We start from the raw sequence: 23,291 nt of genomic DNA, 5'->3' as shown, positions 1-23,291 counted from the left end.
GCGCGATATACGGATCATATATGTTTCGTATATCGAAAGGATCGCAATGGGTATCGTGAAGATCGACGACGCGCTGCATGAGGAAGTGCGGCGGGCGAGCGGGGTGCTGTGCCGCTCGATCAATGCACAGGCCGAATTCTGGATGACGATCGGAATGATCGCCGAAGCCAATCCCGACCTGACGTTCAACGACATCGTCCGCACCCGCCTCGCCGCCGCACAGGTCCGCGCAGTCGATGCGGTCGCTGCCTGACATGGTGAAGTCCCCCGCCGAACTCGCCCTGATGCGCGAATCGGGCCGGTTGCTCGCCAGCGTGTTCGAAATGCTCGACCGCCAGCCGCTTGCCGGCATGTCGACGCTCGCGATCAACGACCTAGTGGAGCGGTTCATCGTCGAGGATTGCGCCGCGCGCCCGGCGAGCAAGGGGCAGTATGGCTTTGCCTATGTCCTCAACAGCTCAATCAACGACGTCGTCTGCCACGGCGTACCCGATGAGGCGGTGACCGTACGCGACGGCGATATCGTCAACCTCGACATCACGCTCGAAAAGAACGGCTTCATCGCCGATTCGTCCAAGACCTATATGGTCGGCACCGTTACCCCGCAGGCCCGGCGGCTGGTGCAGGCGGCACAGGCGGCGATGTGGGCCGGCATCGCGCAGGTCCGCCCCGGCGCGCGTCTGGGCGATATCGGCGCGGCGATCGAACGCCATGCCAAGAAACAGGGCTATAGCGTGGTGCGCGAATATTGCGGGCACGGCATCGGCCGCGAGATGCACGAGGAACCCTCGGTCCTCAATTTCGGCCGTCCCGGCACCGGTGCGGTGCTGCAGCAGGGCATGACTTTCACCATCGAACCGATGGTCAATCAGGGATCGCGCAAGGTCGCGCAGGAGGAGGACGACTGGACCGTCGTCACCGCCGACGGGAAATTGTCGGCCCAGTTCGAACACACGGTCGCGGTGACCGCCAACGGGGTCGAGGTGCTGACGCTGCGGTCGGACGAGACACCGCCGCGGCGGTGATGGGTAGGCATATCCTCAGAAAGGTCGTCACCCCGGGCTCGACCCGGGGTCCCGCTTCTCTTTGACCGAAGTAGGAACCGGGACCCCGGATCAAGTCCGGGGTGACGAAGAAAGTGAATTTACCGTCGGATCAACGCAGCTGGTCCTGCTCGATCGGCACGATCTTGATCTCGACGCGGCGGTTTTCGGCGCGGCCTTCCTCGGTCTCGTTCGACGCGATCGGCTGGGTCTCGCCGAAGCCGCGCGTGCCGATGCGCGCCGACTGTACGCCCCGCGACGTCAGATAGGTCGCGACCGACGATGCGCGGCGCTCCGACAGCGTCTGGTTATAGGCGTCCGACCCGGTCGAATCGGTATGGCCGTACACGTCGATATAGGTCTGGTTATAGTCGCGCAGCACGTCGGCGACCTGGTCCAGCGTCGCGCGGAACTGCGGCTGCACATTGGCGCTGTCATAGACGAAGGTGATGCCCGCCGGCATGTTGAGCACCAGGTCGTCGCCGCGCCGCGTCACTTCGACATCGGTGCCGGCGGTGCGGGCGCGCAGGTCGCGCTCCTGCTTGTCCATATACGCGCCGATCCCCGCGCCGGCGAGGCCGCCGATACCGGCACCCAGGATCTTCTCGGTCCGGTCACGCCGGCCGCCGACCAGATCGCCCAGCAGGTAGCCGCCGACCGCGCCGCCGATGCCGCCGATCGCCGCGCGCGAGATGCTGCGCTCGCCGGTTTCCGGGTCGGTCACGCAGCCGCCGGTCAGCAGCGCCGCCGACAGCGCACCCGCGATCCAGAATTTCGAGCCCTTCGCCATGTCCATGTCCTCCAACGTATCCATTTTCGGTCTTGCCCGGAAAAACCGGGCAACGCGCCACTTGTTCCGCACCCGTTTTGAACGGTTCCTGACCGACCGGGGCGCAAATTGATCGTCCCGCCGCGACTCGCCGGTTGTGCGGGGCGCGGCATTGCGGCATGGGTGGGGCAGTTCAATGGAACCTCTCACACCCTTCCCCTGGTTCGACGTCGTCATCATCCTCGCGCTGGTGGCGTTGAACGGCCTGTTCGCCATGTCCGAACTCGCCATCGTGTCCGCGCGCAAGGCACGGCTGGAAGGCCTGGCAAAGGCGGGGGGCAGGGGCGCACAGACCGCGATGCGGCTGGCCGACGATCCCGGCAAGTTCCTGTCGACCGTCCAGATCGGCATCACGCTGATCGGCATCCTGTCGGGCGCCTATTCGGGGGCGAGCCTGGGCGGGCCGGTGGGTGAGCGGCTGGTGCTGCTCGGCCTGCCCGAATCGCTGGCGGCCAATGTCGGCTTCGGCGTCGTGATCGGCGTCACGACCTTCGCCAGCCTGGTGATCGGCGAGCTGGTGCCGAAACAGTTCGCGCTGCGCAGCCCGGAGCCGATCGCGGTGCTGGTCGCGGTGCCGATGCTGTGGCTGTCGCGGATCACCGCGCCGTTCGTCTGGCTGCTCGACACGACCTCGGGCCTGATCTTCAAGCTGCTGCGCATGAACCGCGAATCCGAAAACCGGGTGACGGCGGAGGAACTGCACCTGCTGGTCGCCGAAGCCAGCAAGTCGGGCGTGATCGAGGAGCATGAGCGCTCGATCATTTCCGGCGTCGTCCGCTTGGCCGACCGCCCGGTGCGCGAGGTGATGACGCCGCGCACCGAGGTCGAATGGCTCGACGTCACGCTCGACGATGCCGGCATCCGCGCGGCGATGGCGACCACGCCGCATACCCGCCTGCCGGTCGCCGAAGGGTCGGTCGATGCGGTGATCGGCGTCGTGCAGGCGCGCGACATCGTCGCGGCGATCTGTCGCGGCGAGCCGCTCGATCTGCGCACCCTGCTGCACGAGGCACCGGTCCTGCCCGATCAGGTCGATGCGATGGACGCGCTGCAGGCGATCCGCCGCGCGGCGGTGCCGATGGGCCTCGTCCACGACGAATATGGCCATTTCGAAGGGATCGTGACCCCCGCCGACCTGCTGCGCGCCATCGCCGGCGACTTCGCGTCGGATGCGGAGGAAGGCGATTCGCCGCACATCATCCGCCGCGAGGACGGGTCGCTGCTGGTATCGGGCCAGACGCCCGCCGACCAGCTGGCCGAACGGATCGGCATCGACCTGCCCGAGGACCGCGACTATGCGACCGTCGCCGGGTTGGCGCTCGCGGTGCTCAAGCATCTGCCGACCGAGGGCGAGCATTTCACCGAACAGGGCTGGCGCTTCGAGATCGTCGACATGGACGGGCGCAAGATCGACAAATTGCTGGTCGAACAGGCGGCATAGCGCCCGGCGGGGAAGTTTCCCGTTTCCCCGTCCGCGTCCGGCATTTCGGGAAAGCCCATTCGGGAACAGGTTTCGAGAAGATGCAAGGCACAGCGCGCGGGTTGCCGCGCCGGTATCGGCCTTTCCCGTCGTAGGTTCCCAATCGGGAAGCCCGCAAGCGGCGCGTGACAGCCCCTGGCGATCTCGTCGAACGACGGCATTACCCATCGATAACGGGGGCCATATGAGCGGCGTCGCATCAAGTGCTGGAACGTACCGGATCGAAGTGGTGCGCGAAGGGACAGAGATTATTGCGAGAAACATTCTCGACAGCCTGCCCGAATGGTTCGGACGGCCTGAATCGCTGGACGAATATGTCGCAGCCACGACCCGCTTGCCAACCCTGGTCGCCTATACGGAGGACGGGAAAGCTGCCGGCTTTCTCTCGCTGGAAAAGCATACATCGGTCGCAGCCGAGATTCATGTAATTGGTGTCGCGCGGGATCAGCGCGGTAGGGGCTGCGGACGCAAACTGATCGAGCAAGCAGAAACCATGCTAAGAGCCGAGAGCGTCCGCTGGTTGACCGTCAAGACCCTGGCGGCATCCCATCCCGATCCGCATTATGCCGAAACCCGGCTCTTTTATGAAGCCAGCGGGTTCGAGCCGCTTGAGGTGTTTCCGGACTTGTGGGGTGAGGACACGCCTTGCCTCATGATGATGAGGCCGATCGGCTGATTCCCACTTTACCATCCCGATCGGAAAAACCGACAGCGGATCGGGACGGCGCGACTGGTTCTCCCTGGTCACGCCTTCCTACAGCTTCCCGAACGTCGCCTCGAACCCCGCCACATCGCCCGCCGCCAGGAATCGCGCCTGCTCGACCCAGCGGTCCTTCGCCATGCGCGGGGCGAACATGCCCAGCTGCGCGGCGACCGCATCGGCCCGTGCCGCATCCAGTGTCGCCAGCGTCGCGATGTCCGGCACGCCCTGTTCGACCAGCATCGCCGCGACCTTCGGCCCCAGACCCTTGAGGCGGGTCAGGTCGGTGGTGCCGGCTGCCGGCACTGGCGGGGGCGTGACGACGGTCGCGGGGGCCGGAGCGACGACGGGGGCGGGCGCTGGCTGGGTGGGCACCGGCTTTGCGACGGGTGCCGGCGCGACCACCGGTTCGACCGGCGCAGGCGCGACCGGCTCGGGCGCTCGCTCGACCGGGGCGGCTTCCCGCACCGGTATCGCCACGTCCGCCTCACGGGCCGGCACATCGCCGCGTTCGAGGTGCCCGGCGTCGTCCAGCTCGCGCGATGCCTGTCGCCGCGCGCGCGCCAGCTTCATGCCATAGGCGATGCCGATGATCGTCAGCACCGCCAGCACGGCGATGATGACGAAATGGACCGTCGTCAGCGCGCCCAGGAAACCGGGCGATTGCAGGGGAGTGGTGCCGCTATCCATCGTCTCAATCCTTCATCGCCGCTTCGCGCGCGACTTCGCGCCAGCCGATGTCACGGCGGCAGAAGCCCGGAAAGTCGAGCGCATCGACCGCGCGATAGGCCGTTTCCTGCGCGGCGGTAACGTTCGCCCCGCGCCCGGTCACGGCCAGCACTCGGCCACCGGCGGTCACAACGCCCGCACCCTCCGAACGGGTTCCCGCATGAAACACGGTCGCGCCGGTCGCCTCCGCCGCGTCGATCCCGCCGATCGGACGGCCGGTCTGCGGCGTACCCGGATAGCCCGGTGCCGCCATGACCACCGTCAGCGCGCTATCGTCGCTGAATACCGGCGGCTCGACCGTGCCCAGCGTCCCCTGCGCCACCGCCAGCAGCACCGGCAGCAGGTCGCTGTCCAGCCGCGCCATCAGCACTTGGGCCTCGGGATCGCCGAAGCGCGCATTATATTCGATCAGCTTGGGACCTCGATCGGTCAGCATCAGCCCGGCATAGAGGACGCCCGAATAGGGCGTACCGCGCTTGGCCATCGCCGCCACGGTCGGTGCGACGATCGTCTCGATCGCCAGTTTCTCCAGCGCCGGGGTCAGCACCGGCGCGGGAGAATAGGCTCCCATGCCGCCGGTATTCGGACCGGTATCGCCGTCGCCGACCCGCTTATGGTCCTGCGCCGACCCGAACGGCAGCAGCGTGACGCCATCGGTCAGCACGAACAGGCTGGCCTCTTCACCCGCCAGAAACTCCTCAATCACCGCCTCGCCGCCGGCATCGGCAAAGATCGCGGCGAGCGCGCCCTCGGCCTTGGCGCGGTCCATCGCCACCGTCACGCCCTTGCCCGCCGCAAGGCCATCGGCCTTGATGACGACCGGCAGCGAGAAGGGGGCGAGCGCCGCGATCGCGTCGTCCAGCGACGACACGCGGACATAGCCGGCGGTCGGGATATCCGCCTCGCGGCACAGATCCTTGGTATAGCCCTTCGATCCTTCCAGCTGCGCGGCCGCGGCGGACGGCCCGAACGTCGCGATGCCGGCGGCCCGCAGATCGTCGGCAAGGCCGGCGACCAGCGGCGCTTCCGGCCCGACCACCACCAGCTTCACCGACCGTTCGGCGCAGAAGCGCACCACCGCGCCGTGGTCGGCGACGTCCAGCGGGACCAGCGTCGCGGATTGGGCGATGCCGGGGTTGCCGGGCGCGGCATAAAGCGTATCGAGGAGCGGTGACTGCGCCAGCTTCCACGCCAGCGCATGTTCGCGCCCACCCGATCCGATCAACAGGACATTCATGGACGATCGTTTCCCCGATTTTATGTCGAGCCGGCTCGTAGCCGAGCCGCGCGCGAACGACAACGCCGCGCCCGAAAGCGTCAGCGAACTCGCCGGCCGGCTGAAGCGCATGGTCGAGGGGGAGTTCGGCCGCGTCCGGCTGCGCGGCGAAATCTCGGGCTATAAGCGTGCGTCGTCGGGCCATGTCTATCTGGCGCTGAAGGACGATGCCGCGCTGATCGACGGTGTCATGTGGCGCGGATCGGCCGGCCGGCTGGCCTTCACCCCGCAGGATGGGGTGGAGGTGATCGCGACGGGCAAGCTCACCACCTATCCCGGCCGCTCGCGCTACCAGATCGTGATCGATCATCTGGAACTGGCCGGCGAAGGCGCGCTGATGGCGCTGCTGGAGAAACTCAAAGGTAAGCTGGCGGGCGAGGGGCTGTTCGATCCGGCGAAGAAGCGCCCGCTGCCCTTCCTGCCGCGCACCATCGGCATCGTCACCTCGCCGACCGGCGCGGTCATCCGCGACATCCTCCATCGGCTGGCCGATCGCTGCCCGACCCATGTGCTGGTCTGGCCGGTGAAGGTGCAGGGCGAAGGTGCCGCAGCCGAGATCGCGGCGGCGGTGCGCGGGTTCGCGGCGCTTCCCTCGCGCCCGATCTTGAGGGAGGACAACGCCCCTCCCAGCGAACCAAAGCCGTACCCCGGCGAAGGCCGGGGTCCAGTTACGGAACAATCGGAAGGAGCCGCAAACGTCGCTCAACTGGACCCCGGCCTCCGCCGGGGTACGGGTAGTGATGCCACCATCTACCGCCCCGACCTTCTCATCGTAGCGCGCGGCGGTGGCTCGATCGAGGACCTGTGGTGCTTCAACGAGGAAGTCGTCGTCCGCGCCGTCGCCGCCTCGCCGATCCCGGTCATCTCGGCGGTCGGGCATGAGACCGACACGACCTTGTGCGACCACGCCGCCGACCTGCGTGCGCCGACGCCGACCGCCGCCGCCGAACTCGCGGTCCCGGTCCGCGCCGATCTCGCCCATACCATCGCCACCCTGTCGCTGCGCACCCAACGCTGCGTGCGGCGCTATCACGACCGGGGGCGCGAGCAACTGGCCGCGCTGGTCCGGGTGATGCCCCGCCGCGACGCGCTGCTGGGGCCGCAGCGCCAGCGGCTGGACGATGCCGCCGGCCGCCTGTCGCTCGCGCTCGAACGGCGCGTCGCGACCGCCCGGCGCAGCCTCGACCGCCACGGCCATGCGCTGCGCCCCGCGATGCTGACCCAGCGGCTGGCGCAGGCGCGCGCCCGGTTCGACGGCACCGCCCGGATGCTGGAGCAGGTGAACCCCGACAATCTGCTGCAAAAAGGCTATGTCCGCGTCGTCGCCAGGACGAACGGCAAGACCGTCGCCACCGCCGCCGATGCGCGCGCGGCCGGCGCGCTCCAGCTCCACTTCCGCGACGGCGTGCTGGACGCGAAGGTTGAGCGTGCCGGAGGGCGCGCCTATGTCGAACCCACGCAACCCACCCTGCTCTGAAGCGGACACCCACGATGCTGAAGCCCGAAAGCCGCCCCGCCAAGCTCCATTACCTCACCAATAATTTCCGGGTGCTGGCCGATGGCGATTTCGTGACCTGCGCGGTTACCGGCAGCCGCATCCCGCTCGACGAGCTGCGCTATTGGAACGCAGGCCGGCAGGAAGCCTATGTCGATGCCGAGGCGTCGACCAAGGCGCTCGCACCCGAGTGATCGCCGCTGCCGTCCTGATCGCGGCCGCCCCCGCCGCCATCGTGCTGAGCGGCACGCCGGGGCAGGGCGCCGTCCTGACCGGCAGCGTTGCCGCAGGCGCGACGCTGCAGCTGGACGGACAGCCGGTCGCCGTCGCCCCGGACGGCCGCTTCCTGATCGCGTTCGACCGCGACGCCGGCCCGTCCGCGACGCTGGTCGCGACGCTCCCCGACGGCCAGCGCCTCGTCCGCCCGCTGACCGTAGCGCCCCGCGCGTGGCGGATCGAACGCCTGCCGACCCTGCCCCGCGTGTCGCAGCCCTCCGCCGAGTTCCAGCGCCGCCGCGCCCCCGAACTGGCGCAGATCGCCGCCGCGCGCGACAAGGCGACCGATGCGCAGGGGTGGCGGCAACGCTTCGCCTGGCCGGTCAAGGGCCGCATCTCCGGCCTGTTCGGGGCGCAGCGCATCTATGCCGGCGAACCCGGGGCCTATCATTCGGGCGTCGATGTCGCCCGGCCGACCGGCACGCCCGTCGCCGCGCCGGCGGACGGCGTCGTCATCCTCGCCGCATCCGCGCCCTTCACGCTGGAGGGCAATCTGCTGATGATCGACCATGGCATGGGGCTGAACAGCGCGTTCCTGCACCTGTCGCGGATCGACGTGAAGCCCGGCGACCCGGTGCGTCAGGGGCAGGTCGTCGGCGCCATCGGCGCGACCGGGCGGGCGACCGGACCGCATCTCCACTGGAGCATGAAATGGCTCGACGCGCGGATCGATCCGCTGCTGCTCGCCGGACCGATGACGCCCTGACGGAACCGCCCGTACCGCCGAAACATTCCGCATCTGTATCAAAGGGGAACTCGATCATGCTGCGTGCCACCTTGCTCACCGCCATCGCCGCCACCGCCCTTGCCGGCTGCACCACGACCGGGTCGACCGGCGCCACCGCCGGCCGGACCGCCACCGCGCCGCTGCGCACCGCCACCGGGGCCGATGTCGGCACCGTCACCGCGACCGAAATGGCGGGCGGTATCCAGATTCGGATCGACGCGCGCGGTATGCCCGCCGGCCTGCACGGCGCGCATGTCCACACCACCGGCCGCTGCGACGCGCCCGACTTCACCACCGCCGGCGGCCACTGGAACCCGACCGCGAAGCAGCACGGCACCAGCAACCCCGCCGGCCCGCACGCGGGCGACGCGCCCAACCTGACCATCGGTGCCGATGGGTCGGGGTCGGTGACGATCATGCTGCCCTCCGGTACGATGGACGGGTTGCTCGACGCCGATGGCTCGGCCTTCGTGATCCATGCCGGTGCCGACGATTACAAGACCGACCCGTCGGGCAATTCGGGCGGTCGCATCGCCTGCGGCGTGTTCACCGCCGCCTGATTGCATGGCCGGCCCGGGCGGCGCATAGCGGGTCCATGACCACGCGACGCTCCGTTCTGGCCGGCATGGCCGCCACCGCTACCTTGTCCGCCCTGCCCGTCCGGGCGCAGGGCTGGCGGCAGGCGTTGATCGCCGGCACCTATGCCGGAAAGGGTGGGGCGGGCGTCTATCGCCTGACCGCATCGGGCCGCAGCTGGAGCGTCGGCGACGCCGATCCGGCATTGAAGGACGCATCCTTCGGCGTGTCGCGCGGCGACATGCGTTATTTCGTGCGGGAGTTCGCGCAGGGGCGGATGGTCGCGACCGACCGCAGCGGCAGGATCCTTGCCGACCTGCCGAGCGGCGGCGACGATCCCTGCCACATCGCGATTGCCCCGAACGGCAGCCTGCTGGCCGTCGCCAACTATTCGTCGGGCACCGTCGCGCTCTATCCGCTCGCCGCCGGCATGCCGCAGGCCCCCATCATCCGCCAGCACAAGGGCACCGGCCCGCGCAAGGATCGCCAGGCGGGGCCGCACGCGCACTGGGTCGGCTTCACCCCCGACAACCGCTTCCTCCACGCGGTCGATCTCGGTGCCGACGCGGTCTTCGCCTATCCGCTGTCGACCGGGGAGATCGGCGATCCGGCGGTCGCATGGCGCGCGCCGGCCGGATCGGGGCCGCGCCATCTGGCCTATCACCCGACCCTGCCGATCGCCTATGTCGTCACCGAACTGGCCAATACGCTGACCACGCTCGACGCGCAGTTCGACGGTACGCTGACGCCCCGCGCCACGACCTCGCTGCTCCCGCCCGACTGGCAGGGCACGTCCTACGGCGCGCATATCGCGATCGATCGCGCCGGGCGTCGCCTCTATGCCTCCAACCGGGGCCATAACAGCCTCGCCGTGTTCGACCTCGCCGAGGACGGCAGCGCGACGCTTGCCCAGCATGTCCCGTGCGGCGGCGACTGGCCGCGCTTCTTCCTGCTGCTGGAGGAGACGGGCCAGTTGCTGGTCGCCAACGAACGCAGCGGCAATGTCGCGATCCTCGACCTGACCTATGACGGCCGGTTGCGCCCGACGCCGGCGCGCATCGCGGTGCCAGGCGTGGTTTTCCTCGACCGGGCTTAAGCCACCCCCCGCCATTCCCGCGAAGGCGGCAATCCATAACCGCTGCCGCTTCGGCTGGATGTGCGACGTTGGCGCATATGGACTCCCGCCTGCGCGGGAGTGACGATGGGGGGATGTAGCAGTCGTCCAATGCGCCGAATGTCGATCGGCCCTCAAAGTCGGTTCACGCGGAGGCGTTTCGCGCGTACCCAGCCGCTCCCGAGCGGGAGACGTCGTCGCGGTCTGAACCGCAGGACGAACCCTGCGGGTGCGGGAATGATCGCCGCAAGCGCAACCCCTTCGCGTCTCCGCGCCTTCGCGTGAACCAAATCGTCAAGGCAACCGGTCCACGATCCCCGCCAACCGTTCGTCCAGCACGCCCAGCATCGCGGTCCACCCGCCGAGCGCCTCCAGCTCGCCCGGTCCGTCCGAAATGCCGCGCAGGCCCATCACCGGCACCCCGAACCGCGCGCACGCCCGCACCACGGCATAGCTTTCCATGTCGACCATATCCGCATCGATCCGGTCGTAATCGTCACCCCCGACGATGTCCGCCCCGGTGGACAGCCGCGCGGTCGGCCAGTCGAGCGGCGTCGCCAGCGCCAGTTCCGCGCCGAAATCGGCAAAGGGCACCACGCCCTTCGCAAAGCCGATCCGCGACGCATCCATGTCGCGCCATGATACGCTGGCGACCTGCCACACCGAGCCCAGCGGCAAGGCCCGCGACCCCGCCGACCCGATCGACACGACCAGGTCGGGCAGGGCGGTCATCCCGGCCAGCGCCTGCGTCGTCACGACCGCCGCCTCGACCGGCCCGACCCCGGTAATCACCGGCACGAAGCGTTCAGCCAGGCAGGGTCCATATTCGTGGTCCGTCGCCATCACGAACAGCACCCGCCGCTCCCCGATCCGCGTCGCCTGCATCGCCTTCCCCCTGTTCGATCGGCGGGGTGGTGGCGGCCGGGGCGGGCGAAGGCAAGGCCTTCTGGGCCTTTTCCGCCTCCAACCGCCGCCTGAACGCTTTCACGTTCGCCAGCAGCTGGGCGTCGGTTTCCGCCTGCGTCGCCCGGTCCCATCCCTTGCTCCGCGGAAACGGGTCCGCTTCCGCCTCCGGAACCGCGCCCCGCTGCGTGCCCCGCGTCAGCAGCAGGCGCAGCAACCCGTCCGAAAAGCGGCGGCGGTATCCCACCAGCTTGCCGCCGTGCCAGACCGGTTCCTCCCACCCGTTGACCGCGCGTTCGAATGCCGCCTGTTCGATGGTGGGGGCTACCTTGGTAAGTGCCCGGTCCCATGCCCGCGCAAAGGTCGCGCAGCGTTTGCGCATCCGATAGGCCGATGTGTTCGAAATCCGGGCGCGCGCACAGGCATCTCGGACGCATCCCGTCTCGCCCAACGCCCGCAGAAACGCCCGCCGCCGCTGCGGCGTCCATCCGTCATGCCGCACCCGATACGTTGTCATCGTCCGCCCCCTATTCTCGACGACGGAACGTTACACGAACAAAAGCCTTGTAGGAAAATGGTCGTTCGTCAGGATAGCCCTTCCACGCAGCGCCGGATCGCTCTGCGGTAAGCCGGCAACCGACATCAATATCGCTATTGCAAATCGAAATCATTTGTGTTGAGGTAAAAGTCCCGGTTCGTGTACCCGAACGAGGATTCACCCACTTCCCCCCGCTGGACACGGTTGCTAAGGGCCACGCGTACAGCTCGATAACCTACCCGCGGCGGCCTCTCCGTCGACGGCCCTCGGCCCGTCGAATCCCGCCCGCGACCAACTGGGAAGGATCCGCATGACCGCCATCGGCCAGGACACGCTCGGCACCCGCGACACGCTTACTGTCGGCGGCAAGACCTATTCTTATTATTCGCTGGCCAAGGCGTCGGCCAAGCTCGGCGACGTGTCGCGGCTGCCCTTCTCGATGAAGGTGCTGCTGGAGAACATGCTCCGCTTCGAAGACGGCGTGACCGTCACGGGCGAGGATGCCCAGGCGATCGTCGACTGGCAGAAGGATGCCCGCTCGGATCGTGAAATCCAGTATCGCCCGGCCCGCGTGCTGATGCAGGACTTCACCGGCGTTCCCTGCGTCGTCGACCTGGCGGCGATGCGCGATGCGATTACCGGCCTTGGCGGCGACGCGGCCAAGATCAACCCGCAGGTTCCCGTCCACCTCGTCATCGACCACTCGGTGATGGTCGACGAATTCGGCACGCCGACCGCGGCCGAAGAGAATGTCGAGCTGGAATATCAGCGCAACATCGAACGCTATGAATTCCTGAAGTGGGGATCGAAGGCGCTCGACAATTTCTCGGTGGTCCCGCCGGGCACCGGCATCTGCCACCAGGTGAACCTTGAGTACGTCGCGCAGGCGGTGTGGTCGTCGGAATCGACCGACGGTTCGGGCACGATCGCCTATCCCGACACGCTGGTCGGCACCGACAGCCACACGACGATGGTCAACGGCCTCGGCGTGCTCGGCTGGGGCGTGGGCGGCATCGAGGCGGAAGCGGCGATGCTCGGCCAGCCGGTGTCGATGCTGATCCCCGAAGTCGTCGGCTTCAAGCTGACCGGCAAGCTGCAGGAAGGCATCACCGCCACTGACCTCGTGCTGACCGTCACGCAGATGCTGCGCGCCAAGGGGGTGGTCGGCCGCTTCGTCGAATTCTACGGCCCGGGCCTGTCGTCGATGACGCTCGCCGACCGTGCGACCATCGCCAACATGGCGCCGGAATATGGCGCGACCTGCGGCTTCTTCCCCGTAGACGACAAGACGATCGATTACATGCGCCTGACCGCGCGTCCCGAGGAAGTGATCGCGCTGACCGAAGCCTATGCCAAGGCCAACGGCTTCTGGCGGGACGAGAACGCCGTCGACCCGATCTTCACCGACACGCTCGAACTCGACATGTCGACCGTGGTGCCGTCGCTCGCGGGGCCAAAGCGTCCGCAGGACCGCGTCGAACTGCCCAGCGTCGACGACGTGTTCAACGCCGATCTGGAGAAGGTCTACAAGAAGGACTCGGCCAAGCGCGTCGCGGTCGAGGGCGAAACCCACGATATCGGCGACGGCGACGTCGTGATCGCCGCGATCACCAGCTGCACCAACACGTCGAACCCGTCGGTGCTGGTCGCCGCCGGCCTCGTCGCGCGCAAGGCGAACAAGCTGGGCCTCAAGCCCAAGCCGTGGGTCAAGACCTCGCTGGCCCCGGGTTCGCAGGTCGTCACCGACTATCTCGACAAGGCCGGCCTGACCGCCGACCTGAACGCGGTCGGCTTCAACCTCGTCGGCTATGGCTGCACCACCTGCATCGGCAATTCGGGTCCGCTGGCGGCTCCGATCTCGGCGGCGATCAACGGCAACGACATCGTCGCCGCCTCGGTCCTGTCGGGCAACCGCAACTTCGAAGGCCGCGTGTCGGCCGATGTGCGCGCCAACTTCCTCGCCTCGCCGCCGCTCGTCGTCGCCTATGCGCTGAAGGGCACCGTGACCGAGGACATGGTGTCGACGCCGATCGGGCAGGGCACCGACGGGCAGGACGTGTATCTGAAGGACATCTGGCCGACCAACGAAGAGGTCGCCGACCTCATGGCCGCCAACATCGACGACGGCATGTTCCGTTCGCGCTATGGCAACGTCTATGCCGGCGACAAGCACTGGGCCGGCATCTCCGTCGAGGGGTCGGATACCTATAACTGGCCGACCAGCAGCACCTACATCGCCAACCCGCCCTATTTCGACGGGCTGACGATGACCCCGAACCCGATCGCCGACATCATCGAGGCAAAGCCGCTGGCGATCCTCGGCGATTCGATCACCACCGACCACATTTCGCCGGCCGGTTCGATCAAGGCCGACAGCCCGGCCGGTAAGTGGTTGATGGAGCGGCAGGTTTCCCGCGCCGACTTCAACAGCTACGGTGCGCGTCGCGGCAACGACAATGTCATGGTTCGCGGCACCTTCGCGAACATCCGCATCAAGAACGAAATGGTCCCCGGCGTCGAAGGCGGCATGAGCCGCTATGACGGCGAAGTCATGCCGATCTATGACGCGGCGATGCGTCACAAGGCCGACGGCACCCCGCTGGTCGTGATCGCGGGCAAGGAATATGGCACCGGTTCGTCGCGCGACTGGGCGGCGAAGGGCACCAACCTCTTGGGCGTCCGCGCGGTCATCACCGAAAGCTTCGAGCGTATCCACCGCTCGAATCTCGTCGGCATGGGCGTGCTGCCGCTGCAGTTCGCGGAAGGCGTCACGCGCCAGACGCTCGGCCTGACGGGTGACGAGACCTTCACGATCCAGGGCGTCGCCAACCTGCGCCCGCGGCAGGACGTCGAAGTCATCATGGTCCGCGCCGACGGCACGACCGAGACGTTCCTGACGAAGTGCCGGATCGATACCGTCAACGAACTGGAATATTTCCTGAACGGCGGCATCCTGCAGTACGTGCTGCGCAAGCTGGCCGCGTAAGCGGTACCGCCTGACGGCTGGAAAGGGCCGCGTCTCCTGGACAGGGGGACGCGGCCTTTTGCTTGGGGGCGCGGCCCAGGGGTAGTCGTGGCCCTTGCATGTTCCGCCCTCCTGAACGGATTGACGGAGCGCCGCCGACACGCGCGGCGCCGGCAATCAAACGGGAGCCGTCACCGATTTCCGCCAGCACGAACGCGACGGGATGATACCGTACCACCATGTCCGCCACGGCGACCCTCGATCATTGTCGCCCAGCGCGCCATCAGATTGGCCTGACTACGCTGCTGACGACGGAACCACTTATCCCCGTACGGTCCCGTGCAACGGCCCGGTGATCGCCACCGTCACGCCGACAAGTATCCGGGACCAATGTTGCGTGGTCATCGACGTGGTTATCGGGCGGAAAGCGGCCCTATCGAACCGGTTGCGCGTCCCCCAGTTCCCATGCGGCACGATCGGTCACTTCCGCCGGAAGTTTGATTGCGGATAACGGCTGGGTTCGTCGCGACAGCGAAGTCGCCGTGAAGTGCGTCATGCTGCCCATGCTGGTTTCCACGCTGGCGAGCACGACTCCATCGGCGGTGCGGCAGTCGCTTTTGCTGCCGTCGAAGACGATCACACCGGGCCATGCATTTTGCCAGCTGCATTTCTCGCCCAGGATCGTTTCTTGCCGCGTTGCTGCCGACGTGGCCTTGTCTGGCTTCGCGGCAGGGCGGACGGTGGGCGCAAAGGATCGCGACCACATCCATGCCCGTCGACCGTTCCTGTTTCTTGAATAGCGTATTTCTACGCCCGTCAAGAGGTTACGGACTGATATGGTGCGCACCTGACCAACGCGTTCCTCAATGTAGAGCCAGTTGCCGCTTCGCCGCTGCAATACCGTCGCGCCATGACGGTCAGCCAACACAAGCTCGTAGTCGGATCGGTGATCGCTCCCAGCTTCCTGCCGGACCAGTAGCGTCGTGTCGAGTGTCTCGAACGGCAAGCGTACCGCGCCGGCGCTTACCGCGGTCCGACGCACGTTGGTTGCGGATATGGCGTCAATGACCCCTTTTTTGCGTGACAGTTCGATACCGTCGGCGGTGGTGCAGCCGGCCTGCTGGAACATTGAGCCGTCCGATGTCCTTTGGCTCACCGTCCATGGCTGGCATAGCTCACCTGCATGCCTTTCACGCGGGCCTGCCGATTGACGAAGGGTCTTGGCCGGAGGTGCGAAAAGCGGGTCGTCCGCGATGCGCGCACCGATCAAGTGCCCGTCCGCCGATCGGGTCGTTTCGAACGTGAATGGCTGGCCCGTTCGCGTGTATAGCTGTCGAAGGATGGTGATCTGCGTGTGCGCGGGAATGACCCGCTGATCGATCCGAACCAAATCGCCCCGGGTGACATGGGTTTCCTTCGCCACGTTGCCAAATCGTGGTGGTGGTCGATCATAATCGACGATTGCCTGTGGTGTCGGTTGTGCCGTCGCCGCGCCGGTCAGCAGCGCCATGAAGAGGACCGAACGCAACATCTGCCATATCTCCGCGTGCCTGCTGCACCATGGCCGGGACTGGCCATTGCAATCAGGATCTTACCGTCGTGGAACATGGGATCCGGCATCCGGGTTAAGAAATTACTTGGCTTTCCTACCGGCAAGGTGGTGTGGCAGAGCGTTGGTCCACGTCCTGAGCGTAGTCGGGGCAAGTGCAGCCAATTCGACAGGCCCACGAGATGCGCGCGCGTCGCCAACATTGCACAAGTGTGAACTTCGTGAACTTTGGCCCGCAAACCCTGCCCTGCACACTGGCGGGGCAGGGGGTGTCGCGGTCACTTCTGGCAGGCGACGATCGCCTCGATCACGGCCAGCGTTTCCTGCGGATCGCGGATTTTGACCGTGTCCATGCCGGCGGCCTTCGGCGCGTAATCATTGCCGCCCGGAAAGATCGCATCGCCGATGAACAGCATGTCGTCGGTGGCGATGCCGCTGATGTCGGCAAGCTTGGCGAGGCCGGTCGCCTTGTCCACGCCTTCCTTGGTGATGTCGATCGACGTCGCGCCGCCCATATTGATCGACAGGCCTGGCAGGCGTTGCTTCAGGTCGGCCTGGATGATCTTGCGCTTCTCGAACTTGGGGTCCCAATGTTCCTTGGCGTCGATCGGGGCCTGCTGTCCCAGCGCCGAGAAGGTGATCTGGCTGCCGCGATCCTCGATCCGCTCGCCCCAAGTCTGTTCGGGCACGAAGCCGGTCGCTTCCAGCGCGGCGTCGAACGCCTCGAGGATCTTCGCCTTGGTCGCGTCGTCGAACAGGTCGGCATAGACCGTGTTCCAGCGGCCATCGCCCCAGGTGTAGAGCTTGGTGCCGCTGGTCGGCATCATCCACAGCCGCGACAGGTCGGCGCGTTCGGGCAGGCGGGTTGCGACCTGCTTTTCGAACTGTGGCCAGTCGCCGCCCGAAATGATCGCGACATGCGCGACGCCCAGCAGGTCGGCCAGCGCCTCGCCCATCGCTTCGGTCAGTTGCTGCTTGCTCTCGGCCAGCGTGCCATCGAGGTCGAAGGCTACCAGTTGCTTCATATCATACTCCGATGGGGGATGGGGCGGGGCGGCATGGTGGCCGCTCCACCGGGATTAGTTAAGCGCCTCGACCAGCTTCTTGACGCTCTGGCTCTGTCCGCGCGGCAGGATCAGCAGGTCGTTGCCGCTGGCGACGACGATCAGGTCCGACACGCCGACCATGCGGATGCGGACGCCGTCGGTCCGGACCAGACAGTCGCGGGTATCGATCGCCAGCACTTCGCCGCGATGCGCGTTGCCGGCATCGTCGCGCTCGCTGATCGCGTGCAACGCGTCCCAGCTGCCCAGGTCGTTCCAGCCCATGGCGACGGGGACGACCGCGACGCGATCGGCCTTCTCCATGACGGCATAGTCGATCGACTGCGACGGGGACGCGGCAAAGGCATCGGCATCGGGAGCGACGCGGTTGCCGGTCCGCTCGGCCTTGTCCATCGCCCGCTCGCACGCGGCCAGCATCTCCGGCTCGTGCTGGCCGAGTTCCGCCAGATAGCGGTCGGCACGGAACAGGAAGATGCCGCCATTCCACACATGGTCGCCGGCCGCCAGCATCGCCTGTGCCGCATCCAGCGGCGGCTTTTCGACGAAGCGCGCGACGCGGTGGACACCGTAGGCAATCTCTTCGCCGGCCTGGATCCAGCCATAGCCGGTCTCCGGCGCGTCAGGGGAAATACCGAAGGTGGTGAGCCAGCCGTCCTGCACCTTGGGCAGCGCGCGCTGGACCGCGACGTGGAACGCGGCGACGTCGGCGATGACATGGTCCGACGGCATGACCAGCAGCACCGCGTCGGGCGTCTCCGCCGCCAGCGCCGCCAGTGCGATCGCCGGTGCCGTATTGCGTCCGGCGGGTTCGAGGATCAGCGCGCTCGGTGTGGCGCCGACCGCACCCAGCTGGCTGTCGATCATGTCGGCATGGCGGGTATTGGCGACCACGATCGGCGCGGCGAACCCGTCGCCGATGGCGCGCGTGGCCGTCAGCTGCAGCATCGTTGCCTCCGCCGTCAGCGCCAGCATCTGCTTGGGCGTTTCCGGGGTCGACATCGGCCACAGGCGGGTTCCCGATCCGCCGGAGAGAATGACGGGTACGATCGTCGGCATGGTCAAGCGAGTTCCTGTCTGTCGAATTGGGAAGGACGCCTGTCGACGGGCGTTGGGGCGTGATGCCCCATCAGATGGGTGTTCGCGCAATGGGATGGTCGGTCGCGTCCCTGCCGTCGCATGGCCGGAGACTAGCGCCCTCCATCGCGCCGGGTGAGCGCCGCGACACAGCTGGCGCGGTCGATCGGTGCGCCGCTACGCTGGCGCGCATCGACATGACTGACGACCGGCACGCCGCCTTGCTGCGGGGCATAGAGATAGGCATCGAGAACGCAGATGTTCGATCCGAACTGCAGCTTGCGACCCGCCCCTTCTGTCAGGTCGAGCAGCGGCTGGCCGAACAACTGGGTCAATGCATTGGCATTCTGGCCCATCACGCGTTCGAGGCCGATCGTGCCGTAGCTGGGCTTGGGCGGGACGGGCAGGGCATTCTGGCGCACGACGGGACCGGGCGTGGCGCAGGCGGAGACGGCCAGCGCCAAGCCTACGCTGATCCCAACGCTACGCATTCCCACCCCCCTTGTTCCGGCGTCGATGAAAGCCATGCGTCGCCATCGCTGCGCCGATCAGCGGCGCAACGAAATTCACAAACGGTATCACCAGCAATCCGGTTCCCATCAGGCCCAGAAGAAACCGCCGTCCGCCGCTAGCACTTCGCTCGGCAGGCATCGCCGCGGGGGGCAGGTGGCGTGCGGCGACCATGTCGGACAGGTCGCGCCCCAGCAGCCAGCCATTGACGACGAAGAACACCGCCGCCGTCCCGATACCGGTGGCGAGCAGCAGCAGATAGAGCGGTACGAAGAACAGGTTGACCGCGATCGTCCGCAGGATCGACTTGCCCCCCATCGCCAGCGACCGGCCGATCGGTACCGGTCGGGCGGTCGCCAGTGCGGCGGGATAATGTTTCGCCTCGACCGCCTCGACCACTTCGTCGGCGAACAGGCCGATGACCGCGATCGCGACGATCCGGAACAGCAGCCAGGCAAGCCCGATCGCGACGATGACTGCGGCGATGATCGCCAGCGTGCCGGCATCGTCGCCCAGGACGAACCAGTCGGTCACGATCCAGCGCGCCCCCCATGCCAGCCCCGCACCGACCAACGCCAACAGCACGAGGGTCAACGCCAGCGACTTGGCCAGCACCCGCAGGAACGCCCGGTCGCCAAGCTGTGCGACGGACAGGAAGAAGCTTTCGATCATGCGCCGGACGATGGTAGCGCGGACGGGGCACGTCAACGCCCCGACGGCGGCACGCTTGCTAGCACGCGCGCCGCTGGCTAACGCGCAAGGCAATGCCCGTGCGCCATCGCCGGGCGACCTTCTTCGGAGACCTTGATTGACCCAGCCCACGCTCGACGTCGTTGCGATCGGCAACGCCATCGTCGATATTCTCGCCAAGTCGGACGACGCCTTCCTCGCAGCGGAGGGCATGACCAAGGGGTCGATGCAGCTCGTCTTCTCGCCCGCCGATGCCGATGCGCTCTATGCCAAGATGGGTCCGGGCCGCGAAGTATCGGGCGGGTCGGCCGCGAACACCGTTGCCGGCATCGCCGCGCTGGGCGGCAAGACCGGGTTCATCGGACAGGTCGCCGATGACCAGCTGGGCGCGGTGTTCGCGCACGATATCCGCGCCGCCGGCGTCCGGTTCGACACCGCGGTCCGCGCCGGCGAGCCGACCACCGCCCGCTGCCTGATCTTCGTGACGCCCGATGGACAGCGCACGATGAACACCTTCCTCGGCGCGTCGCAGTTCCTGCCCGAAGCCGCGCTCGACGCCGACCTGATCGCCAGCGGCGCGATCCTGTATCTCGAAGGCTATCTGTGGGACCCCGAAGAGCCGCGTGCCGCGATGCGCGCCGGCATCCGCATCGCGCGCGACGCGGGGCGCAAGGTCGCCTTCACCCTGTCGGACACCTTCTGCATCTCGCGCCATGGCGACGATTTCCGCAGCCTGATCGCCGAGGGACAGGTCGACATCCTGTTCGCCAACGAAAACGAACTGGTCGCACTGGCGCAGGTCGAGGATTTCGACGCGGCGGTGGAGCGGATCGCAGCCCAGGTGCCGGTGCTGGTCGTGACCCGCGGCGAACATGGCGCGATCGCGGTGACCGATGGTGTGCGTACCAGCGTGCCCGCCCAGCCGATCGAGCGCGTGGTTGACACCACCGGTGCGGGTGACCTGTTCGCCGCCGGCTTCCTGCACGGCCAGTCGCACGGCTACGACATCGAACGCTCGCTGAAGCTGGGTGCGCTGTGCGCGGCTGAGATCATCTCGCACTATGGCGCGCGGCCCGAGGTCGACCTGACCAAGCTGATGGCGGACAAGCTGGGCGGCTGATCCGCCAGCCCGTCGCCGACAAGAAGAAAGGGCCGGGGAAGCGATTCCCCGGCCCTTTTCCGTATCGTGGCGGCGTTGCCGATCAGTCCTTCGGACCACCCGGCAGTGGCGGTACCGGCAGCGGCGGCACGCCCGCATCGTCTTCATGGGTGTCGACGATGCCGCGACCGACATGGCTGCGCGACTTGCTGTAGCCGAAATACACCAGCAGCCCGACGAACGCCCAGCCGAAGAACAGCGCGAGCGTATAGAAGGACAGGCTGAAGAACAGATAGACGCAGCCGGCTACCGCCAGCGGGGCGACGATCATGACGGCCGGCGTACGGAACGGGCGACGACGATCCGGGTCGGTCTTGCGCAGCACCATCACCGCGATAGCGACCATGGCGAACGCGAACAACGTGCCCGAGTTCGAGATGTCGGCCAGTGCCCCCACCGGGAACAGCGCGGCGAAGAACGCGACGAACACGCCGGTGATGATCGTCACGACGTGCGGCGTGCCGTATTTCGGATGGACCTTCGACAGCTTTGCCGGAAGCAGGCCGTCACGGCTCATCACGAAGAAGATGCGGGTCTGGCCGAACATCATCATCAGCACGACGCTGGGCAGCGCCAGCCCTGCGGCAAGGCCGATCAGGTTGCCGACCTGCTGCCAGCCGATTTCGCGCAGCGTCCACGCCAGCGCTTCCTTCGAACAGACGACGGCCTGGCTGCCGATATTGGCGCAGGCGGCGGCCAGTTCGGTGCTGCCGGGCGCAATGCCCTTGCCCGCTGCATCGACCAGCGGCTGTGCGCCGACCGTGCCGATGACGCCGGCGGCGACGAGGATGTAGAAGATGGTGCAGATCGCAAGGCTGCCGATCAGGCCGATCGGCATGTTGCGTTGCGGGTTCTTCGTCTCCTCCGCCGCGGTCGATACCGCGTCGAACCCGACATAGGCGAAGAAGATCGATGCCGCCGCCGCCGAAACGCCGCCGAAGCCCAGCGGCATGAAGGGTTCGAAATTCTTCGACTGCATCACCGGCAGTGCCAGCGCGCAGAACAGGATCAGCGCGCCGATCTTCACCGCGACCAGGATCGCGTTGATGAACGCCGATTCCTTGGTCCCGATCACCAGCAGCCAGGTGACGAGCAGGGCGATGATGAAGGCGGGCACGTTGATGATGCCGCCGTCGATCGGACCGAGCGTCAGCGCGGTCGGCAGGTCGATGCCGGCGAATTCCCTGAGCAGGCCGACGAAATAGCCGGACCAGCCGACCGACACCGCGCCGGCCGCCACCGCATATTCGAGCACGAGTGCCCAGCCGACCATCCAGGCCAGCATCTCGCCCATCACGGCATAGCTGTAGGTATAGGCCGATCCCGACACCGGGACCATCGACGACATTTCGGCATAGCAAAGCGCGGCGACGGCGCAGACCGCGCCGGCGATGATGAACGAGATCATCATACCCGGCCCGGCCTTCTGCGCGGCTTCGGCGGTAAGGACGAAGATGCCGGTGCCGATAATGGCCCCGACGCCCAGCATCGTCAGCTGGAACGCACCCAAGGTGCGGGTAAGCGATTTCTTCTCAGCGGTCGCTAGGATCGCATCGAGTGGCTTGATACGGCCAAAAATCATGCAGGCCCCCCAGACGCGGCACCTTCTTGCGGGGCCGCGGGATTACAAAGGCGTAAACCTACCCGCAAATACGGCCCGCGCAATTCCTTTCGTGTAATAAAGCTGTCCTATCGCGACAGCATCGGTCCCAGCGGTCGGCCACCGAACAGATGAACGTGGAGATGCGGCACCTCCTGCCCACCATGCCCCCCGATATTGGCGAGCAGGCGATAGCCCGGTTCGACCAGCCCTTCCGCGCGGGCGACATGGCCCACGGCGCGGACGAATCCGGCGATCTCGGCATCGGGCGCTTTCGCCGCGAAATCGTCCCACGACACATAGCGGCCCTTGGGGATCACCAGCACATGGACCGGCGCCTGCGGGGCGATGTCGTGAAAGGCGAGGGCGAAATCGTCCTCGTACACCCGCTTGGCCGGAATCTCGCCGCGCAGGATGCGGGCGAAGATGTTGTCGTCGTCATAGGGCCGGGTTGCGTCGATCGGCATGGGAATCACTCCTTGGGGCGGGATGCCTTTTCGGCGATGCCCGACTGGCCCTCGCGACGGGTCAGTTCGGCGCGGACATCGTCGAGCGCGATGCCTTGCGTCTGCAGCAAGAGCGTGAGGTGGAACAGCAGGTCGGCAGCCTCGCCGATCAGGCCGGCGCGATCGTTGCCGCACGCCGCGATGACGCATTCGACCGCTTCCTCGCCGACCTTCTGCGCGATTTTGGGAACGCCGCGTGCGTGGAGTTTGGCGACATAGGATTGGGTCGGGTCCCCGCCGATCCGGCTGGCGATCACCGATTCGAGCCGATCGAAGGCGTCCATGTCAGTCTTTCTTGCTACGGTGCCGATTGCGGATCGCCCGCCGCGCCAGCACCACCATGAAGACGAATGCGACAAAGGTCGCGACGTCGGAAAAGGCAAAGCCTTCGCGTTGGGGGGCGATGCCGGAGTGCGCGGCAGCAAGGGCGGTCGTGGCCATGGGGCGGCTGTACGGGGTTTTGCCCGACCTGAAAATCCTGCCCGTGC

General features: G+C 67.1%; 25 protein-coding genes. 11 read left to right on the top strand and 14 right to left on the bottom strand.

What is annotated here, in order from left to right:
* Positions 1-46 precede the first annotated feature (46 nt).
* The gene (locus MF609_RS00735) at positions 47-253 is read left to right on the top strand and encodes a ParD-like family protein (protein ID WP_242414423.1); all 207 of its coding nucleotides are present in this window, start codon (positions 47-49) and stop codon (positions 251-253) included.
* A gap of 1 nt (position 254) precedes the next feature.
* A complete protein-coding gene (gene map, locus MF609_RS00730; RefSeq protein WP_242414422.1) occupies positions 255-1,025 on the top strand; it encodes a type I methionyl aminopeptidase in 771 nt (256 codons plus the stop codon).
* A gap of 130 nt (positions 1,026-1,155) precedes the next feature.
* On the opposite strand, the gene MF609_RS00725 is transcribed toward map, so the two are convergent.
* Positions 1,156-1,833, bottom strand: coding sequence for a YiaD family glycine zipper/OmpA-like lipoprotein (locus tag MF609_RS00725; RefSeq protein ID WP_242414421.1), 678 nt, complete (start codon positions 1,831-1,833; stop codon positions 1,156-1,158).
* Between the two features lie 175 nt (positions 1,834-2,008).
* On the opposite strand from MF609_RS00725, the gene MF609_RS00720 reads away from it, so the two are divergent.
* Positions 2,009-3,313, top strand: coding sequence for a hemolysin family protein (locus MF609_RS00720; protein WP_242414420.1), 1,305 nt, complete (start codon positions 2,009-2,011; stop codon positions 3,311-3,313).
* Positions 3,314-3,536: 223 nt separating this feature from the next.
* Positions 3,537-4,028, top strand: a complete 492-nt coding sequence (locus MF609_RS00715; RefSeq protein ID WP_242414419.1) for a GNAT family N-acetyltransferase — start codon at positions 3,537-3,539, stop codon at positions 4,026-4,028.
* Between the two features lie 78 nt (positions 4,029-4,106).
* On the opposite strand, the gene MF609_RS00710 is transcribed toward MF609_RS00715, so the two are convergent.
* On the bottom strand, positions 4,107-4,742 hold the full coding sequence (locus MF609_RS00710; protein WP_242414418.1) for an NADH-quinone oxidoreductase subunit E: 636 nt from the start codon (positions 4,740-4,742) through the stop codon (positions 4,107-4,109).
* A 4-nt stretch (positions 4,743-4,746) separates the two neighbouring features.
* Positions 4,747-6,018, bottom strand: coding sequence for a phosphoribosylamine--glycine ligase (gene purD, locus MF609_RS00705; protein ID WP_242414417.1), 1,272 nt, complete (start codon positions 6,016-6,018; stop codon positions 4,747-4,749).
* On the opposite strand from purD, the gene xseA reads away from it, so the two are divergent.
* From xseA to MF609_RS00685, 5 genes are read left to right on the top strand one after another with little or no spacing between them, the layout of a single operon-like run.
* Positions 6,017-7,534, top strand: a complete 1,518-nt coding sequence (gene xseA, locus MF609_RS00700; RefSeq protein WP_419723038.1) for an exodeoxyribonuclease VII large subunit — start codon at positions 6,017-6,019, stop codon at positions 7,532-7,534. The genes purD and xseA overlap by 2 nt on opposite strands.
* A gap of 14 nt (positions 7,535-7,548) precedes the next feature.
* Positions 7,549-7,746 carry a DUF2093 domain-containing protein gene (locus MF609_RS20015; protein WP_272815573.1) on the top strand — a complete coding sequence of 66 codons (198 nt, stop codon included), beginning with the start codon at positions 7,549-7,551 and terminating at the stop codon, positions 7,744-7,746.
* Positions 7,743-8,534 carry a M23 family metallopeptidase gene (locus MF609_RS00695; RefSeq protein ID WP_419723037.1) on the top strand — a complete coding sequence of 264 codons (792 nt, stop codon included), beginning with the start codon at positions 7,743-7,745 and terminating at the stop codon, positions 8,532-8,534. The genes MF609_RS20015 and MF609_RS00695 overlap by 4 nt, the downstream gene beginning before the upstream one ends.
* A 56-nt stretch (positions 8,535-8,590) precedes the next feature.
* Positions 8,591-9,115 (top strand): superoxide dismutase family protein, encoded by a 525-nt coding sequence (locus tag MF609_RS00690; RefSeq protein ID WP_242414416.1) that lies wholly within the window; start codon positions 8,591-8,593, stop codon positions 9,113-9,115.
* Between the two features lie 35 nt (positions 9,116-9,150).
* On the top strand, positions 9,151-10,227 hold the full coding sequence (locus tag MF609_RS00685) for a lactonase family protein (protein WP_242414415.1): 1,077 nt from the start codon (positions 9,151-9,153) through the stop codon (positions 10,225-10,227).
* Positions 10,228-10,539: 312 nt separating this feature from the next.
* Here MF609_RS00685 and MF609_RS00680 read toward each other — a convergent pair whose 3' ends face one another.
* Together MF609_RS00680 and MF609_RS00675 are read right to left on the bottom strand one after the other, a co-directional pair.
* Entirely contained in the window at positions 10,540-11,088 is a 549-nt protein-coding gene (locus tag MF609_RS00680; protein ID WP_242414414.1) for a 5'-methylthioadenosine/S-adenosylhomocysteine nucleosidase, read from the bottom strand.
* Complete coding sequence (locus tag MF609_RS00675; RefSeq protein ID WP_242414413.1) at positions 11,051-11,665, bottom strand: hypothetical protein; 615 nt, start codon at positions 11,663-11,665, stop codon at positions 11,051-11,053. The genes MF609_RS00680 and MF609_RS00675 overlap by 38 nt, the downstream gene beginning before the upstream one ends.
* A 331-nt stretch (positions 11,666-11,996) precedes the next feature.
* Here MF609_RS00675 and acnA point away from each other — a divergent pair, with 331 nt between their 5' ends.
* Positions 11,997-14,672, top strand: coding sequence for an aconitate hydratase AcnA (acnA, locus tag MF609_RS00670; protein WP_242414412.1), 2,676 nt, complete (start codon positions 11,997-11,999; stop codon positions 14,670-14,672).
* 412 nt (positions 14,673-15,084) lie between these two features.
* Here acnA and MF609_RS00665 read toward each other — a convergent pair whose 3' ends face one another.
* The 5 genes from MF609_RS00665 to MF609_RS00645 form a co-directional block, all read right to left on the bottom strand.
* Positions 15,085-16,161, bottom strand: coding sequence for a hypothetical protein (locus MF609_RS00665; RefSeq protein ID WP_242414411.1), 1,077 nt, complete (start codon positions 16,159-16,161; stop codon positions 15,085-15,087).
* 317 nt (positions 16,162-16,478) lie between these two features.
* Positions 16,479-17,225, bottom strand: a complete 747-nt coding sequence (locus MF609_RS00660; RefSeq protein ID WP_242414410.1) for an HAD-IIB family hydrolase — start codon at positions 17,223-17,225, stop codon at positions 16,479-16,481.
* A gap of 54 nt (positions 17,226-17,279) precedes the next feature.
* On the bottom strand, positions 17,280-18,320 hold the full coding sequence (locus tag MF609_RS00655; protein WP_277991025.1) for a mannose-1-phosphate guanylyltransferase/mannose-6-phosphate isomerase: 1,041 nt from the start codon (positions 18,318-18,320) through the stop codon (positions 17,280-17,282).
* 131 nt (positions 18,321-18,451) lie between these two features.
* Positions 18,452-18,829, bottom strand: a complete 378-nt coding sequence (locus tag MF609_RS00650) for a hypothetical protein (RefSeq protein ID WP_242414409.1) — start codon at positions 18,827-18,829, stop codon at positions 18,452-18,454.
* Entirely contained in the window at positions 18,822-19,520 is a 699-nt protein-coding gene (locus tag MF609_RS00645; protein ID WP_242414408.1) for an EI24 domain-containing protein, read from the bottom strand. Before MF609_RS00645 ends, MF609_RS00650 begins: the two co-directional genes overlap by 8 nt.
* Positions 19,521-19,656: 136 nt before the next feature.
* Here MF609_RS00645 and MF609_RS00640 point away from each other — a divergent pair, with 136 nt between their 5' ends.
* On the top strand, positions 19,657-20,658 hold the full coding sequence (locus tag MF609_RS00640) for an adenosine kinase (RefSeq protein ID WP_242414407.1): 1,002 nt from the start codon (positions 19,657-19,659) through the stop codon (positions 20,656-20,658).
* An 82-nt stretch (positions 20,659-20,740) separates the two neighbouring features.
* Here MF609_RS00640 and MF609_RS00635 read toward each other — a convergent pair whose 3' ends face one another.
* The 4 genes from MF609_RS00635 to MF609_RS00620 all read right to left on the bottom strand — a co-directional run bounded on the left by MF609_RS00635 (position 20,741) and on the right by MF609_RS00620 (position 23,244).
* Positions 20,741-22,279 carry an amino acid permease gene (locus tag MF609_RS00635; RefSeq protein WP_242414406.1) on the bottom strand — a complete coding sequence of 513 codons (1,539 nt, stop codon included), beginning with the start codon at positions 22,277-22,279 and terminating at the stop codon, positions 20,741-20,743.
* Between the two features lie 107 nt (positions 22,280-22,386).
* The gene (locus tag MF609_RS00630) at positions 22,387-22,764 is read right to left on the bottom strand and encodes a histidine triad nucleotide-binding protein (protein ID WP_242414405.1); all 378 of its coding nucleotides are present in this window, start codon (positions 22,762-22,764) and stop codon (positions 22,387-22,389) included.
* A gap of 5 nt (positions 22,765-22,769) precedes the next feature.
* Positions 22,770-23,087: a phosphoribosyl-ATP diphosphatase gene (locus MF609_RS00625; protein WP_242414404.1), complete on the bottom strand. Its 318-nt coding sequence runs from the start codon at positions 23,085-23,087 to the stop codon at positions 22,770-22,772.
* Position 23,088: 1 nt separating this feature from the next.
* Complete coding sequence (locus MF609_RS00620; protein WP_242414403.1) at positions 23,089-23,244, bottom strand: hypothetical protein; 156 nt, start codon at positions 23,242-23,244, stop codon at positions 23,089-23,091.
* Positions 23,245-23,291: the final 47 nt, after the last annotated feature.

The sequence above is a fragment of the Sphingomonas panni genome, assembly GCF_022664435.1.
Classification (GTDB): domain Bacteria; phylum Pseudomonadota; class Alphaproteobacteria; order Sphingomonadales; family Sphingomonadaceae; genus Sphingomonas; species Sphingomonas panni.
Note: the sequence above shows the minus strand (reverse complement) of the source record. Positions and strands in the feature narration are given on the sequence as shown.

What these genes read in the sequence shown, in the direction of transcription:
- MF609_RS00735 (WP_242414423.1), top strand. Translation starts at nt 47, where the DNA reads ATGGGTATCGTGAAGATCGACGACGCGCTGCATGAGGAAGTGCGGCGG.
- map (WP_242414422.1), top strand. Translation starts at nt 255, where the DNA reads ATGGTGAAGTCCCCCGCCGAACTCGCCCTGATGCGCGAATCGGGCCGG.
- MF609_RS00725 (WP_242414421.1), bottom strand. Translation starts at nt 1,833, where the DNA reads ATGGCGAAGGGCTCGAAATTCTGGATCGCGGGTGCGCTGTCGGCGGCG.
- MF609_RS00720 (WP_242414420.1), top strand. Translation starts at nt 2,009, where the DNA reads ATGGAACCTCTCACACCCTTCCCCTGGTTCGACGTCGTCATCATCCTC.
- MF609_RS00715 (WP_242414419.1), top strand. Translation starts at nt 3,537, where the DNA reads ATGAGCGGCGTCGCATCAAGTGCTGGAACGTACCGGATCGAAGTGGTG.
- MF609_RS00710 (WP_242414418.1), bottom strand. Translation starts at nt 4,742, where the DNA reads ATGGATAGCGGCACCACTCCCCTGCAATCGCCCGGTTTCCTGGGCGCG.
- xseA (WP_419723038.1), top strand. Translation starts at nt 6,017, where the DNA reads ATGGACGATCGTTTCCCCGATTTTATGTCGAGCCGGCTCGTAGCCGAG.
- purD (WP_242414417.1), bottom strand. Translation starts at nt 6,018, where the DNA reads ATGAATGTCCTGTTGATCGGATCGGGTGGGCGCGAACATGCGCTGGCG.
- MF609_RS20015 (WP_272815573.1), top strand. Translation starts at nt 7,549, where the DNA reads ATGCTGAAGCCCGAAAGCCGCCCCGCCAAGCTCCATTACCTCACCAAT.
- MF609_RS00690 (WP_242414416.1), top strand. Translation starts at nt 8,591, where the DNA reads ATGCTGCGTGCCACCTTGCTCACCGCCATCGCCGCCACCGCCCTTGCC.
- MF609_RS00685 (WP_242414415.1), top strand. Translation starts at nt 9,151, where the DNA reads ATGACCACGCGACGCTCCGTTCTGGCCGGCATGGCCGCCACCGCTACC.
- MF609_RS00680 (WP_242414414.1), bottom strand. Translation starts at nt 11,088, where the DNA reads ATGGCGACGGACCACGAATATGGACCCTGCCTGGCTGAACGCTTCGTG.
- MF609_RS00675 (WP_242414413.1), bottom strand. Translation starts at nt 11,665, where the DNA reads ATGACAACGTATCGGGTGCGGCATGACGGATGGACGCCGCAGCGGCGG.
- acnA (WP_242414412.1), top strand. Translation starts at nt 11,997, where the DNA reads ATGACCGCCATCGGCCAGGACACGCTCGGCACCCGCGACACGCTTACT.
- MF609_RS00665 (WP_242414411.1), bottom strand. Translation starts at nt 16,161, where the DNA reads ATGGCGCTGCTGACCGGCGCGGCGACGGCACAACCGACACCACAGGCA.
- MF609_RS00660 (WP_242414410.1), bottom strand. Translation starts at nt 17,225, where the DNA reads ATGAAGCAACTGGTAGCCTTCGACCTCGATGGCACGCTGGCCGAGAGC.
- MF609_RS00655 (WP_277991025.1), bottom strand. Translation starts at nt 18,320, where the DNA reads ATGCCGACGATCGTACCCGTCATTCTCTCCGGCGGATCGGGAACCCGC.
- MF609_RS00650 (WP_242414409.1), bottom strand. Translation starts at nt 18,829, where the DNA reads ATGCGTAGCGTTGGGATCAGCGTAGGCTTGGCGCTGGCCGTCTCCGCC.
- MF609_RS00645 (WP_242414408.1), bottom strand. Translation starts at nt 19,520, where the DNA reads ATGATCGAAAGCTTCTTCCTGTCCGTCGCACAGCTTGGCGACCGGGCG.
- MF609_RS00635 (WP_242414406.1), bottom strand. Translation starts at nt 22,279, where the DNA reads ATGATTTTTGGCCGTATCAAGCCACTCGATGCGATCCTAGCGACCGCT.
- MF609_RS00630 (WP_242414405.1), bottom strand. Translation starts at nt 22,764, where the DNA reads ATGCCGATCGACGCAACCCGGCCCTATGACGACGACAACATCTTCGCC.
- MF609_RS00625 (WP_242414404.1), bottom strand. Translation starts at nt 23,087, where the DNA reads ATGGACGCCTTCGATCGGCTCGAATCGGTGATCGCCAGCCGGATCGGC.
- MF609_RS00620 (WP_242414403.1), bottom strand. Translation starts at nt 23,244, where the DNA reads ATGGCCACGACCGCCCTTGCTGCCGCGCACTCCGGCATCGCCCCCCAA.